This window comes from Solwaraspora sp. WMMB762, assembly GCF_049179115.1.
Taxonomy (GTDB): domain Bacteria; phylum Actinomycetota; class Actinomycetes; order Mycobacteriales; family Micromonosporaceae; genus Micromonospora_E.
In genome coordinates, this window is record NZ_JBMHMD010000001.1 from 4,133,778 (window position 1) to 4,148,304 (window position 14,527).

11 protein-coding genes and 1 pseudogene are annotated in these 14,527 nt (G+C 69.3%); 6 read left to right on the top strand and 6 right to left on the bottom strand.

The annotated features are described in order from the left end of the window. Window positions 1–36 precede the first annotated feature (36 nt). Window positions 37–1,203 carry an aminotransferase gene (locus tag ACN27J_RS18440; RefSeq protein WP_421367792.1) on the top strand — a complete coding sequence of 389 codons (1,167 nt, stop codon included), beginning with the start codon at window positions 37–39 and terminating at the stop codon, window positions 1,201–1,203. A gap of 3 nt (window positions 1,204–1,206) precedes the next feature. On the opposite strand, the gene vioC is transcribed toward ACN27J_RS18440, so the two are convergent. After that, the gene (gene vioC / locus ACN27J_RS18445; protein ID WP_421367795.1) at window positions 1,207–2,235 is read right to left on the bottom strand and encodes an arginine beta-hydroxylase, Fe(II)/alpha-ketoglutarate-dependent; all 1,029 of its coding nucleotides are present in this window, start codon (window positions 2,233–2,235) and stop codon (window positions 1,207–1,209) included. Between the two features lie 228 nt (window positions 2,236–2,463). Here vioC and ACN27J_RS18450 point away from each other — a divergent pair, with 228 nt between their 5' ends. Both ACN27J_RS18450 and ACN27J_RS18455 read left to right on the top strand, forming a co-directional pair. Next, entirely contained in the window at window positions 2,464–3,573 is a 1,110-nt protein-coding gene (locus tag ACN27J_RS18450) for an aminotransferase class I/II-fold pyridoxal phosphate-dependent enzyme (RefSeq protein WP_421367797.1), read from the top strand. A 1-nt stretch (window position 3,574) separates the two neighbouring features. Then, the gene (locus ACN27J_RS18455; protein WP_421367800.1) at window positions 3,575–4,168 is read left to right on the top strand and encodes a thioesterase II family protein; all 594 of its coding nucleotides are present in this window, start codon (window positions 3,575–3,577) and stop codon (window positions 4,166–4,168) included. 222 nt (window positions 4,169–4,390) lie between these two features. Here the strand turns inward: ACN27J_RS18455 and ACN27J_RS18460 are convergent, their stop codons facing one another. Genes ACN27J_RS18460 through ACN27J_RS18475 form a run of 4 tightly spaced genes read right to left on the bottom strand, consistent with a single transcriptional unit; the run spans window position 4,391 to window position 10,059 of the window. Next, window positions 4,391–7,840, bottom strand: a complete 3,450-nt coding sequence (locus ACN27J_RS18460) for a non-ribosomal peptide synthetase (RefSeq protein ID WP_421367802.1) — start codon at window positions 7,838–7,840, stop codon at window positions 4,391–4,393. Between the two features lie 19 nt (window positions 7,841–7,859). Beyond that, window positions 7,860–8,615: a thioesterase II family protein gene (locus ACN27J_RS18465; RefSeq protein WP_421367803.1), complete on the bottom strand. Its 756-nt coding sequence runs from the start codon at window positions 8,613–8,615 to the stop codon at window positions 7,860–7,862. Continuing rightward, window positions 8,615–8,806 carry an MbtH family protein gene (locus ACN27J_RS18470; RefSeq protein WP_421367806.1) on the bottom strand — a complete coding sequence of 64 codons (192 nt, stop codon included), beginning with the start codon at window positions 8,804–8,806 and terminating at the stop codon, window positions 8,615–8,617. Before ACN27J_RS18470 ends, ACN27J_RS18465 begins: the two co-directional genes overlap by 1 nt. Continuing rightward, entirely contained in the window at window positions 8,803–10,059 is a 1,257-nt protein-coding gene (locus ACN27J_RS18475; RefSeq protein WP_421367808.1) for a cation:proton antiporter, read from the bottom strand. The genes ACN27J_RS18470 and ACN27J_RS18475 overlap by 4 nt, the downstream gene beginning before the upstream one ends. A gap of 174 nt (window positions 10,060–10,233) precedes the next feature. Between ACN27J_RS18475 and ACN27J_RS18480 the strand changes: the two genes are divergently transcribed. From ACN27J_RS18480 to ACN27J_RS18490, 3 genes and pseudogenes are all read left to right on the top strand, one after another. After that, window positions 10,234–11,466 carry a condensation domain-containing protein gene (locus ACN27J_RS18480; RefSeq protein WP_421367810.1) on the top strand — a complete coding sequence of 411 codons (1,233 nt, stop codon included), beginning with the start codon at window positions 10,234–10,236 and terminating at the stop codon, window positions 11,464–11,466. A 5-nt stretch (window positions 11,467–11,471) separates the two neighbouring features. Next, the gene (locus ACN27J_RS18485) at window positions 11,472–12,680 is read left to right on the top strand and encodes a cytochrome P450 (RefSeq protein ID WP_421367812.1); all 1,209 of its coding nucleotides are present in this window, start codon (window positions 11,472–11,474) and stop codon (window positions 12,678–12,680) included. Window positions 12,681–12,705: 25 nt separating this feature from the next. Then, window positions 12,706–12,936, top strand: a pseudogene (locus tag ACN27J_RS18490) (hypothetical protein); the annotation flags it as partial. Between the two features lie 433 nt (window positions 12,937–13,369). Here ACN27J_RS18490 and vioD read toward each other — a convergent pair. Further along, entirely contained in the window at window positions 13,370–14,482 is a 1,113-nt protein-coding gene (gene vioD / locus ACN27J_RS18495) for a capreomycidine synthase (RefSeq protein ID WP_421367815.1), read from the bottom strand. Window positions 14,483–14,527: the final 45 nt, after the last annotated feature.

Genomic DNA, 14,527 nt, shown 5'->3' on the forward strand with positions numbered 1-14,527 from the left:
CAAGCTCGACGCACCGCCCGCGAAAGGAGCATGCCCATGCGGTTCAATACCCGAGTGGCCGACACCGTGGACTCGCCGATCGGGTCGGCGTACGAGGCGCTCGACCAGCGGATCGGCAAACGCGATCTGCTCGACCTGGCCCAGGCCGCCCCGCAGTACCCGCCGCCGCCGGTCGTCGCCGAACGGCTCGCTTCGGTGGCCCGCGACGCCCGCGGCGCAGAGTACACCGAAATCGCCGGACTACCCCGTCTGCGCGAGGCATTCGCCAGGGAGGTCTCCGACGCGTACCGGGGCCGGGTAAGCCCCACGCAGGTGTTCGTGACGGCCGGCTGCAACCAGGCCTTCTGCCTCGCGACGTCGGCGCTCGCCGGGCCCGGCGACGAGATCGTCCTGACCCTGCCGTACTACTTCAACCACGATATGTGGCTACGCACACAGGGCATCGCGCCGGTCTACCTCGAACCGGGACCGGATCTGATGCCGACGCCGGAGGCCGCCGAGGCGCTGATCACCCCGCGGACCCGGGCGATCGTCGTCGTTTCGCCTGGCAATCCCACCGGAATCACCATGCCTCCCGAACGGATCGCCGCGATCGCTGCAGTGGCAGCACGGCACGACGTCGCTCTCGTCCTCGACGAGACCTACCGGTCGTTCCGTGGCACCACCGAACCGGCCCACCACCTGTTCGTCGACCCGGCGTGGGACCGGACGTTGGTAAGCCTGCACAGCTTCTCCAAGGATCTCGCGGTCCCCGGCTACCGCGTCGGCGCCGTGGTCGCGTCACCGGCGCTCGGCGCGCAGATCACCAAACTGCTCGACTGCGTGGCGATCTGCGCGCCGCGGATCGGGCAGGAGGCGGTGCTGACCGGCCTCGTCACCGCAGGCCCGTGGCGACGGCAACGAGCAGCCGAGGTGCGCCGCAGACAGGAATGGTTTGCCGAGGCGATGGCGAACCGGCCGGGCGGGTTCGAACTGCTCTCCGCCGGCGGCTTCTTCGGTTGGGTGCGCCACCCGTTCACCGGACGCACCACCGCCGAGGTGGTACGCGAACTCATCGTGGAGTATGACACCCTGGTGATACCGGGTACCGCGTTCCTGCCGGACGACCGGGGCATGCTGCGGGTCAGCGTCAGCAACGCCGACCGCAGCGCGACCGTGGAATTTGCCGGGCGGCTCGCCGAGTTCGGGAAGCTCAGCCCGTGACGCTCAGTAGATGATTCGGTTGTCCGGGGCTGGACGCCACGCGCGCGAGCCCCGCAGGTTGCGGGTGATGTTCAGCCGCTTGAGCCACCGGTCGGTGCCGTCGTAGCGGGCGCGGAACGACTTGCGCCCGTGCACCGCCCGGAAGTTGTCGACGAAGACGAGGTCGCCTGGGCGCAGGGCCACGCCCCGCATGTGCGCCTCAATCTGCTCGCACAGCCCGTCGAACGCCTTCGCCGACCGGCCGGACCAGCCCTCGGTCTTCATGTGGTACGGATCGAGCGCCATGTACGGGTCCTGCCGATCGCCGAAGAGCACCGGGCGCTTCACCGGATCGTCGTTCCACGATTGGATGAGCGCGAAGCTGCGTTTCCGCAGCCGATCGATAACCGGGTCACCGGTGGACACGGCGGTGTTCTCCGGACGGTGCGAGTTGTCCGGCATCTGGGTGAACTCCGCCTCGAACAGCGCCTCGGTGTCCAGCATTGACCAGTCGAGGTCCCCGGCGTCGCAGATCACCGTCTCCACATCATCCGGGTTCTTCAGGCACATCAGCGCCACGTAGTCACCCCGACACGGGTGGAACGCGTCCTCCGTGTGCCAGGAGAGATGCTGCAGACTGTTGGAGCCGATCTCGTAGTTCTCGTGCCCCTTGATCGGGAGCACGTCGTGCATGATCCGCCCGTCCTGCTGGGTCGCCCAGCCGAACACGTCACCGAGGCGGGACCCACAGAGCAGAAAGAAGATCTCCAACGGAAACGCCCGGGAGCCGTGCTGGCTGTCACGCCAGTGCTCCGGCGTCGGCCCCAGCGCTTTTTCATCGACGTCGAGACCGGAAATGAGGCAGACAGCCGACGGCTCACCGAGCCGGTACTCCTCGAGGAAGGTCAGCAGCCGAGCCGGCAACTGCAGGGCGAGCACCGGCGCCCGCCGGATCAACTCGGGGTCTTCGATGGTGTCGTATGCCGCGACGAGTTCGGCCAGCATCGGCGCGAACTCGGCGTTCTCCTGCGGCGTCAGCGCGAGAGTGTGCACGCGCGTCTCCCTCCTGCACTCAGCAGCCGTCAAATCGGCAGTCTAGGAACAGCCGGCCGGTATGCACTGGTCCCCGTTACACGGGACGGTCGCCCGGCCGCCGGAGCGCTTACCTTTCATGAAGACCCACCTACTGGTGCCGATCCGCGCCGTCGTTCCCGCGTGCGGCGACGTCAGAAGGACATGCAGAGGACTTGACGAATGCCCCACATGGCTAACCTGACCGCGATGGAAGTCGATGCGCTCACCGACATCGACGGCGGCATCAACCTCACCGACGGCCACGCCCGGCTGCTGTTGTCGCCGGAGCAGAAGGCCATCGTCAATCGGATTCCCGAGATGTTCGCCGAGGCGTCACGGCGCCCGTTCCCCGAGATCGAGCGGGAGGCGCACACCGCGTTCCTGCACGCGATCGGGCAGCGCAGCGCACCGATCGGCACCGGGCGCATCCTGAGCTGCTACTCGTCGACGCTGGCCACCGACATCGTGGCCCGTGCCCTGCCCGCCGGCGCCCGGATCGCGGTACTGCACCCCACGTTCGACAACATCGCCGACCTCTTTACGACCCGCGGCCTCTCACTGCAACCGCTGTCCGAGGCCGAGTTGCTCAACAAGGAGTGGCCCGGCCCGCCGGTCCGCGCGATCATGCTGACCCACCCCAACAATCCGACCGGGCTGGTTACCCCTGAGGAACATCTGCGATCGCTCGCCGAACACGCCGCCCGCAACGGGCAAATTGCGATCGTGGATGCGAGCTTCCGCGGCCAGGTACGCGACGCCCAGTACGACACCTACGCCGTCCTGGACGCGGCCGGCACCGACTGGATCGTCCTGGAGGACACCGGCAAGCTGTGGCCGACGCACGAGCTGAAGATCGGCATGCTGGCTTACAGCGAACGCAACGAGCTGCCGATCGAGCGGGCGTTCTCCGAGTCATTGCTGTCCGCGTCACCGGTGGTGCTGTTGATGGTGACCGCGCTCGCCGCAGACTGGGTCAACGGCGGATACGAGCGGGCTCGAGACCTCGTGTCCCGCAACCGGGCGTTGGTCCGGGACGCGGTCGACGAACTGGGCCTCACTCTGGCCGACCCGGACTCGCAGATCAGCGTGGCCCGTATCGCGCTGCCCGCCAGCGGCCCGGACTCCGCTCTGCTCTACAAGGACTTGGTGACCCGCGGCGTGCACGTGCTGCCCTGCGGCCCATTTCACTGGGCGGACCCGGCCGGCGGGCTGCGCTTCATCCGGGTGTCCCTGGCCCGCCCTGCTGCCTCGGTCGATAAGGCCGCTCGCACGCTGGCGCAGTCGTACCGGGAACTATCCGCCCTCACCATGCTCTGACGTGCTCGTCGAACGTCGCGGTGGTTGGAGCGGTTGGTCCACACCGCGTCGTCCCGGATCGAGCTGTTTTGCCTGCATCACGCCGGCGGAGCCGCAGCACTCTCCCGTTCCCGGCCACGGCCGCCACCTGGCGCCGTCACGCCGGGTAGCGGTCCAGCTGCCCGGGCGAGCGGACCGGTTCGGCGGGCCCGCGTACGACCGCGTGGAACCGCTGATCGAGGTGCTGAGGCGCGTGCTGGAGCAGCCGTTCGCGCTGTACGGCACCAGCATGTGCGCCCGGGTCACCTGGACGCTCAGTCACGCTCTACGGGCACGAGCACTGCCCCGGACCCTTTACCTGGCCAGCGACCCCGCCCCGCGCTCGGGACGCGGCAGCTGGAACCCTCGCAAAGCCGATGCTCAGCTCGCATGTTTCCTGCACAAACTGGGTAGCACGCCGTCCGAGGCGCTCGACGACCCGGAGACGCCTGGCGTCCTGCTGCCCACCCTGCGCGCCGATCTGACGCTGTTAGAGCCTGCTGGAATCAGCCGAGCGCGCTGTCCGTCCAGCAGTCCCGCTCGACGTGCCGATCCGTGCATCCGCGTCGCCCGCTGACACAGCGTCCACCGCGGAATGCCTGCGCGGGTCGGGCAACGAGGCCTCGGCCGCGTTCATCCTCGGCCTCGTGCCCGGTGGGCATCCTGTTTGACTCCGCCGGTGTCCGCCAAGTGATCCGCACGATCGCCGACGACCTCACCGACCGACGCTGCGCACGCGCGGTGAAGCCTGGAACGATCGTCTCAGGGCTTCACCGCGTGTGCGCGATGGCCTCGCCGCTCAGCCTGCCGGCTTGCCGCCGCTGATCCGGCTGATCAGCGCGTCGAGCTGGGACTGGTCCACGCCTCGGGCGAGCGGAAAGTCCGACCCGGACGGCGCCAGCCCTTCGGCCGGTTCGGGCGCGGCCGCCGCCGGTTCCGGTTCCGGTTCGGCCGCCGCAGCCGACTCCGGGGCGGGTGCCGCGACGGACGCGATCTCGGCCAGCTGCGCCACGGTCGGTTGCTCGAACAGGTCGAGCGGCGACAGTCCTACCCCGGCCTCCTGTGCTCGGGCGACGACCTGGATCGCGAGGATCGAGTCGCCACCCAGCTCAAAAAAGTTGTCGTTGCGCCCGACCACGGTGACCCCTAGGACGTCCGCGACGATGTCCGCCAACTGTTGTTCCAGCGGCGTCTCCGGCAGCATTAGTTCCTCGACCATCTCTGGGCGCTCGTCGCCGGGCGGCGGCAGCCGGTCATGGTCGATCTTCCCGTTGGTGGTCACCGGGATCTGTTCGAGCTGGACGAACACCGACGGCACTAGGTACGGCGGCAGTTCCCGTCCGAGGAATCGGCGCAGATCCGCGACGCTTAGCCGGATCCGGCCCTGTGCCACCACGTAGCCGACCAGCCGCCGGTCGTCCGCCGCCCGCTCGTGCACGGTCGCCACGGCTTGGGCGACCTGTGGGTGCCGGCACATTGCCGACTCGATCTCGGTGGGCTCGACCCGCAGTCCACGAATCTTGATTTGGGTGTCCACCCGGGACCGGAACTCCAGGTTCCCGTCCATGCGCTGCCGTACCAGGTCGCCGCTGCGATACAGGCGGCCGCCCGGGTGAGCCGGGTCCGGATCGGCGATGAACCGTTCCGCGGTCAGCCCCGGCCGGCCCAGGTAGCCGCGGCCCACGCTCATTCCACCGATGTACAGCTCGCCGACCGCGCCGACCGGCACCGGCCGCAGCTCGGCGTCCAGGATCCGCAGATCAGCGAAGGGCAGGGCGGTACCGATCGGCAGGAACTGCAGGTCGGCCTCGGACGCCTTGGCGGGAAGCCGGAAGAACGTCGAGCTCACCGTGGTCTCGGTGATGCCGTACACGTGCATCAGCGGCACGCCGAGCCGTTGCCACATCGCCAGCCGCTCGGGCAGCACCCGTTCGGAACCGACGATCACCAGCCGCAGCGAGGCGGGCAATTCGGCACCGGTGCCGTTCAGCTCCCGGACCCACTCGTGCCAGAACGCCGCAGGCAGCTCCATCACGCTGACCCGTCCCCGCTCCACCACAGCCGCCAGGTCGATGCCCGGCCCGGTCTGGTCGGCGGGCGGAATGACGACCGCACCGCCGGCCAGCCAGATCGGGAAGAGTTCCTCGATGAGGACGTCGAACCCGGGCGAGGCGAACTGCAGGAACCGGTCGCCGGCGCCGAGCTGGAGCCGGGCGGCGGTGGCCCGGGCGAACGCCACGAGCGAGCGGTGCTCGATGACCACGCCCTTGGGCTGCCCCGTCGAGCCGGAGGTGTAGACCACGTACGCAGCCGACTCGGGGGCCGGCGCCGGTGGGGTCGCGCCGCCGGCATCGTCCGGCAGCTCCTCGATCAGCACGGTTCGCGCCGCCGATCCGGTCGCCAGTGACGCGTGTTCGGCGGTGGTCACCACCACCGGTGCGCCGGCGTCGGTAAGCATGTACGTGATCCGGGCGGCCGGCAGCTGCACGTCGAGGGTGAGGAACGCACCGCCCGCCTTGAGTACGCCCAGCACCGCCACCGCCAGCCGGGGCGCGCGGTCGACCAGGACACCCACCACCGTCTCCGGGCCCACGCCGAGCCCACGCAGGTGACGCGCCAGCCGCTCAGCCTGCTGGTCGAGCTCGGCGAAGGTGACCTGCTCACGGTCGCAGACGACCGCGGGCGCGTCCGGGGCTGAGGCGACCTGGGCATCGAACAGCTCGAGGAAGCCCGGCCCCTGACTCGCGGTCACCGGCGCGGGGAGGGCCGGCTCCGTGACCTGAATCAGGTCGGCGTCACCGACCCGCACATCCGGCTGGGTGACCAACCGATCGAGGACCCGTTCGACCTGGCCGGCGAGCCCGACGATCGTCTCGTGGTCGAACAGCTCCGTGGAGTAGTGCCACTGGAGGTAGATTTTCCCGCCGGTGGCCTGCACCGCCAGGATGAGGTCGATCGGAATCGGTCCTGGATCCATCACCTCCGGGCTGACCCGCACGCCGGGCGCCTCCCAGACGTCGCCGATCACCCGAAGTACCGAGCCGGGCGCGCTCAAGACATTGATCATCATCTGGATGAGCGGGGTCTGCGCAGCTTCCTTCGGCGCCAACTCCTCGATCAGCCGGTCGAACGGGAGGTTCTGGTGGTCGAAGGCGGACGCGACGACCTGCCGGGCGCGGCGCAGCACGTCGAGCAGGGTGTCGTCCCGCGTCACCCTGATCCGCAGCGGCAACGCGTTCGCGAAGCAGCCTATGATCTCCTCGGTCTCGGACCGGACCCGGCCGGTGATGGCCGCGCCGAAGACGAGGTCGTCCTGCTGGGTGTAGCGGTGCAGCACGACCGAGCAAGCGGCCAGGAGCACCATCGAGATCGATACGCCCTCGGGCCCGGCGAGCCGCTCCAGCGCCGCGGTCGTTTCTAGGTCGAGTGCCGTGGTGTGGTGATGGCCGGCGAACGTCCGGCGGGCGGGGTACGGCCGGTCGGTCGGCAACGCCAGCCGCGGCGGAATACCCTCGAGAGCCTTCTTCCAGTACGCGAGTTCGTTCGCCATCGCCTCCTCACCGAAGTGTTCGCGCTGCCAGACCGCGAAGTCACCATACTGCGCAGGCGGCGTCGGCAGGTCCGGCTCGCGGCCCGCCCGCAGCGCCGGATACAGCAGCGCCACCTCCTTGAACACGATCGCCATCGACCAGCCGTCGGAGGAGCTGTGATGGGTGCTGATCAGCGCCACATAGACGTTCTCTGCGAGCTTTACCGCCGTGCACCGCATACGCTGCGGCTCGTCCGGCGCGAACGGGCTGGCTACCTCGACGTCGTACAGCCGGCGCACCTCCAGCCGCTGCGCCTCCGGGCCGAGGTGGGTGATGTCGACGACCGGAATCTTGATCGGGGTGACCGGATGGACCACCGAGTACGGAGTACGGTCGATCATCTCGACCGTCGTGCGCAGCGCTTCGTGCCGCGCCATGATCTCGGTGAGGATCCGGCCGAGCAGGTCCAGGTCGGCGTCCTCCGCCGTATCGCCCTCGATCCGGAGCGCACCGCTGATGTTGTTGGACGGACGGAACCGCTCCAGCGCCCACTCGCGCTGCTGCGCGAACGACAGCGGGGTTGGTTTGTCGCGGTCTCGGGGCCGGATGGTGTCGGCGGCGTCCGGCCCGGCCGCTGACGCCAGCGCCGCCACCCGCGATTCCAGCAGTGCCCGCTGTTGTGGTGAAAGCGCCGCGATCCGACTCTGCACGTTGGTCATGAAAGGCTCCCGCCCGTCTCTATGGGTAGTCGGCCCGGGTCGTCGCGCGTCGCAACTCGTCGGCGACGGCCCGGATCACCTGCTGGGTACCGGCCGAGTCGAACAGGTGCCCGCCGCTGACCAGGTCCAGCGTGAAACCGCCGGTGGTCTCGGCCTTCCACTCGCGCATCCGGTCGGGCGGGCCCTCGGCGTCGTCGATGCCGGCGAACGCATTGATTGGGGTCGGCAGCGGCGTCTCCGGGCTGGCGTGGTACGAGTCGACCAGAATCAGGTCGGCGCGCACCGTGGGCAGCAGACCCGCGAGCAGCGCCGGCTCCGCGAAGATCTCCGCCGGCGTGCCACCCATGTGACGCAGATAGGCGATCACGTCATCGTCGGACCAGACGGCCCGGCCTTCCCGGTGCCTCGGTGCGGCGACGTTGGCCAGAAAGAGCCGTGCCGGCAGCGGCAGCCCTTCCTCGCGCAGGCGGTGGGTAAGCGCCCACGCCACCCGGGCACCCATGCTCAGGCCGTACAACGCGTACGGCTCGCCGAGCAGCGGCCGCAGCACGTCGACGAGTTGGTCGAGTAGCACCGGCATCCGATCGAGCGGCGGTTCCCGGAAGCGGTCGGCCCGTCCCGGGAGCTGCACGGCGACCGGTTCAATCGTAGTGGGCATCAACCGGGGCCAGTCCCGGTACGTCGCGGCGGTGCCGCCGGCGTGGTGGAAGCAGAAGAGCCGGATGTCCGCAGGCTCCCGCCGGCCGGCCGGCTTGAGCCATCGTGTCCCGACCATCAGCGGGTGCTGAGCGGGCGCAGGTCGGTCCAGTTCTGCTCCACGAAGTCCAGACACGTCTGTCGGTCGTCCTCGGGGTGCACGATCCGCCAGCCGGCCGGGACCGCGAGGTGGCTGGGCCACAGCGAATGCTGTTCCTCATCGTTGGCGAGAACGAGGAACCGTCCGTCCGGGTCGTCGAAAGGGTTCATGACGCTGACTCCTTCTCCAGGTTGTGCGCCGCGGTGTCTCGGCGGACCCGCTCGGGTGGGTAGACGTAGCGCAACAGCGGGCCGGTCATGGCTGTCGTGACGAGCGTCATGACGACCATCAGCGAGTACAGGGACTGGTCGAGCACGCCGAGTTGCAGCCCGACGGTCAGGGCGATGAGCTCGGTGAGCCCGCGGGTGTTAAGCAGGATCGCCAGCAACGTGGCGTGGCGCGGCTGGATCCCGGTGGCCCGGGCGCCGAGGAACGCTCCACCGAACTTGCCGCCGATCGCCACGAGCAGGATCAGTGCGAGTTCACCGAGCCCGGTGCCGTCCGTACGCGAAAGGTCGACCTTCATGCCGGCGGCCGAGAAGAAGACCGGCAGCAGCACCCATGCGGAGGCACGATCGATCCAGGGCAGCGCGATTCGGCGCAGCGACACCGCACCCTGGCGCGGCATGGTGACACCGAACAAGAACGCGCCGAATATCTGGTGCAGCCCCATCCACTCCGTCGCCTGGGCCGAGAGGAAGAGCCCCACGGCCACCGCGAGGCCTACGCCGATCACCGCGAGCCTGCTGTCCCCGGAGCGCTGGGCAGCGAGACGGGCGAGCAACGGCCGCAGGAACCGCAGCAGCAGAATCGCGAACGGCACCACGAGCAGCACCCGCCAAAGGTCGCCGCCGTCGCCGGCCACCGCGGCGACCACCGCCAGCATGGACCAGGCGAGCACGTCGTCGACGGCCGCGCAGGCTAGGGCGACCCCACCGATGGGAGTGTCGATCAGGCCCTTGTCGGCGAGGATCCGGGCCAGCACCGGGAACGCGGTGACCGCCATAGCCGTGCCGAGGAACAGGACGAAGGCAAGCCGGTTGTCGCTGGGGTGCCGCGACAGCAGGTGCAACGCCAGCAGCGCGCCGAGGCCGAACGGCAGGATCACCGAGCTCACCGACACCGTGGCGGCGACCCTGCCGGCGCCTCTGGGTAGAGCGTCGTCGAGATGCAGGCCGACGAGGAACATGAAGACGGCCACCCCGACGGTGGCGATCAGGCTCAGTGCCGGGCCTACGTCAGCGGGAAAAACCGTCCGAGTCAGCTCACCACCGAACAGCGTGGGGCCGAGCATGACGCCACCGAGGATCTCGCCGATCACCCGGGGTTGGCCGAGTTTCTGGGCCAGCGTCCCGAGTAGCCGCGCCACGACGACGATCACGGCCAGACCCAGCAGCAGGAAAGCCACCTCGTCGACCTTCACCGTGTACTTCCTTCCACCCCGCATTCGAGCAGGACCCCGCCAGGGCGACACCGCCCGCTGCCGGAAACGCTATGGGCGCGCGCGTTCACGGGTGCAGTCACCGGAACCAGCGACGGACGTCCTGGTAGCGCATGCCGTTAACTGGGGCGGGCACCCGGATGCGAAGGGAACGGCATGACATTCACGCCGACCAGTGACCATGTGCCGCTCGTGGGCGACCAGCAGAATCCGGTGCCAGCGCTGCCCGGTCCGCCGGGCGGCACCCGTTGGTCCTGCACCGGAGACCTCGCGCGACGGCATTCGGATGGCCGTGTCGAGATCCTCGGCCGGACCGGCGACCAGACGCTGTGCACCCGCTACATGCCCGATGCGTCCGGACGGCTGGCACCCGTGGTGGCACCTCCCGCCGCAACGTCACCGCCGGTCGAAGACGGTGTCCCCACGGCAGTCCCCGCGGCCGAGCTGGCGCGGCCGTTCGAGCTCGGCTCGGCGACGCCGGTCCGGATCCGGCTCCTCCGCGACCCCGACGGCTACGTGTTGCTCGTGGCCGTACACGAAATCGCCGCCGACGAACACTCCCGCGCCCTGACCGCCGCGCAGCTGCGAGGCGTCTACCGGGGCCGCACGGTCGCTGATCCGCCGCTGCGCGCCGCCCACCATGCGCAGTGGCACCGCGATCTGATGGCCGGCCCGGCCGGCACCCGGCACCCGGCGTTCTGGCGGCAGGCGCTGGACTGGCTCGACCCGGCGAAGCTGTGCACCGACCGGTCCCGCTCCGCCGACCGGGACTGGCACGCCGGCACAGTCCGGTTCGCGCTCACCCCGGACGAGGCAAGCGGGCTGCGTGACGCCGTGACCGCACACGGCGTCACCGCCTCGGCGGGGCTGCTCACCGCGTTCCTCGTGGTGCTGTCGCGGCACGTGGACGGCACCGATCTGACCACCGGTGTCCCGGTCGACGGATGCAACCGCCCCGAGCTGGCAACGCTGGTCGCCGCCCTGACCAGTATGGTGGCGCGGGCCCGGATCGGTGACGTGCCCGATTACGCAGGGCTGCTCCCCTGGGTCGGCGCGGCGGTGCTCGCGGTGATCGGCCACGCCACCGTCCCGTACGACGGCATCGTCATGGCGGGGTTGGAGGGCTCGCAGACCGCACCGGATCCGGCCCGGCATCCGTTGTTCGACGCGATGTTCGCGCTGCACGGGATCGCCGAGCCGGCCGGGTTCCCGCTCCCCGACCCGCCGGGGGCGCGGCTTGACCTCTGTTGCCGGCCCGTCCAGCGGGCGATCGGCGGGCTGGACGGCCGGCTCGACTACGCCACCCAGCTGTTCGACGAGGCGACGATCACCGGGTTCGCCAAGGACTTCACCGCCCGGGTGGGGCGCGTTCCCTCTCTTCTGGAGTGACAACGATGCGTACCGAAAGCCCTCACGGGCCCTACGACCCCTTCTCGTACGAGGTGCAGGAGGATCCCTATCCTTTTTACGCCTGGATGCGGGAGAACGCCCCGGTCTATCGCAACCAGGAGCGCAACTTCTACGCGGTGTCCCGCTACGAAGACGTGTCCACCGTGCTACGCGACCCGCGCCGATTCACCAACCGCAACGGCATCTCGCTGGAGCCGTCGCTGTGGGGCCCGCAGGCGTACAAGAACGTGTTCTTTCTTGCCCTCGACCCGCCGGACCATGGCGCTCTGCGCAGCCTGACCGCCAAGGATTTCACGCCGCGGCACGTCGGCAGACGCGCCAAACGCATCCGCGAGCTGACCAGACGCCGGCTGGATCCGCTACTGGAGGCGGGGGACAGCTTCGACTTCGCCGCCGATTTCGCCGCCGCCGTGCCCAACGACGTCGTCTGCGAGATGCTCGGGATTCCCGAGGCGGACTGGGACACGATCCGGTTCGACACCGACCTGCTGACCAAACGGGAGAGCGACTCCGATGAGCGGTCGCCGGAGACCCTGGCTGCGGCGTTCCGGCTGGCGACCTACTATGTCCATCTGGTCGCCGACATCCGCAAGCATCCGAGCGACAACCTGGTGTCGATCCTCTGCCAGTCGAACGTCAAGGGCGTCAAGCTGTCCGACTCGGAGATCATCGCCTTCATCTTCCTCATCGTCAGCGGTGGCAACGAATCCACCGGGAAACTGATCGGCAGCGCCTGGTACCACGGGTGGCGCATGCCGCAGGTGCAGCGGGCCGGGCTGGGCGGCCGGTACGGCGACTGGATCAACGAGACGTTGCGCTACGACAACTCCAGCCAGATGACGTCGCGGACAGCCACCGAGGACGTCGTGCTGCACGACACGCTCATCCCCGCCGGGAGCCGGGTCGTGGTGCTGCACGCCTCGGCCAACCGGGATCACCGGGTGTTCGACAACCCGGACACGTTCGACATCGATCGCGACACCCGCAAGATGCTCAGCTTCGGTGCCGGACCGCACCACTGCCTCGGCGGCGCGCTGGCCAAGGTGGAGATGGAGATCGTGCTGGAGGAGATCGCCAAGAAGGTTGAGTCGTACGAGGTCGACATCGCGCGCACCGAGCGGGTCCACTCGGCACACCAGCGCGGCTTCCAGCACCTGCCTATCACTGTGAAGCGCCGCCGCACGTCCGGCTGAGACAGGAGATCAGGTCATGACCCACGGGCTCAGCCTCGGGTACGTCAACAAGCCCTCGCTGACCGCCTCCCGCTATCTGCCCGACCCGTTTCGCTCCGGTGCCGGGCGAGCGTCTGTACCGGACCGGTGACCTGGTCCGGTTCCGGGCTGACGGCACCCTGCTCTACCTCGGGCGGTGGGATTTCCAGATCAAGTCCGCGGGCGGCGCATCGAACTGGGTGAAATCGAGACCACGCTACAGCGCCACCCGGGCGTACGCGCACGGCGCCGTTGTGGGTGCCGGTCGGCGTTCTGTGCGGCGCCGTGACCCTGTTCGCACCGGGCGAGAGGAGCTCGCCGCCTACCGGTCGGCCGGCGCGGCGCCGGCCCGACAGCGAGGTCGAGTACGCGCGCCGCGCTCGGCGACCCGCTGGAAGTGTTCGCGCTCGGCCGGACCTGCTGGGCGTCACCGGCGCCGTCGTCATCACCGGTCCAGGGCAGGGCACGGCGGCGTACGTGACCGGCACCCACCTCGACGTCGGGCGGATACGCCGGCGCCTCGTCAAGAGCCTGCCGGAGTATCTAGTGCCGCGCCGGGTGATCCCGCTCGACCGGTCCCTCGCTGACCTCCGGCGGCGGCCACGACCTGGCGGGTCTGCCCTGAACGCAAGTCGCGCGCCTCGGGACTTTCGGGACGCGCGACTCGTAGGTCACCGGTGGATCAGTTCCTCTACCGCCGACAGCCCTGCGGTCAGTTCGGCCGTCGTCCCGCCGAAGCCCAGCCGTGCGTAGCCGGCGAAGGCGTCACCGAAGCAGGAGCCCGGCACCAGGAGCACCCGGTGGTGCCGGGCGAGATCGTGGCAGAGCCCGGTCACGTCCGGCCTGCCAAGGAACTCCACGAACGTCGAGACACCACCGTCCGGCGGGTTCACCCGGACCAGGTCCGGCAGAGTGCCGGCCCACTGCAGCAGCCGTCGGCGGTTGGCCGAGGCGTGCGCGTGCTGCAGCTTGACGATCTGGTCGGCGTTGCGCACCGCCAGCTCGGCGAAGAACTCCAGCACCGGCGACACGTACAGGGCGATGTAGTCGCGCAGGATCGCGGCACGGGCCAGCAGGTCCGGTGGCGCGACGCACCAGCCGACCCGCAACCCGGCAAGCCCATAGCTCTTGGAGAGTGTGCCGAAGCAGATCGTCTTCTCGTAACGATCGTACGGCAGCGGCAACGGCGCGCCGGTGTAAGTCATCTCGCCGAACGCGTTGTCCCACACCAGCCACGCATTCGCCTCGCGGGCGATGGCGATGATCTCCTCCTGCTCGGCGGCGGTGATGCTGACGCCGGTCGGGTTGTGCGGGAAGTTCACCACGATCATCCGCGGCCGGCTGCGCGCCAGTTGCCGCAGCAGCGGCAGGTCGGCCCGGAATCCCTCGCTCACCTGCAGCGGCCACGGCGTGATCCGGCAGCCCCGCCACTTCGCGATGTCGTGCAACTGCTGGTACGCCGGGTTCACGACGATGATCTCGTCACCCGGCTCGACCGCGAGGTGCATCATCAGGTAGATCGCCTCGCTGGAGCCGTGCGTGACCATCACCGGGTCGACATCCCCGCCCGTCCAGCGGTCGGCGAGCGCGGCGCGCAGGCCACCGCCGCCGTAACTCTCACTGTCCCGGATGACCATCGTACTCAAATCGGCGAGGTCGGCGCCGCCGATGGCGAGCAACTCGGCCATGGACAGATCACGTACTCCGCTGCTGCCGATGTCGTGATCGACCTCGTGGTAGTAGCTGCGCATCCAGGCTTCGAGCCGGGCAACAGCGATATCCATGGCGCATGGTCCTTTCCCGCGTGGACTTCCTCCAGGCGACGCTAC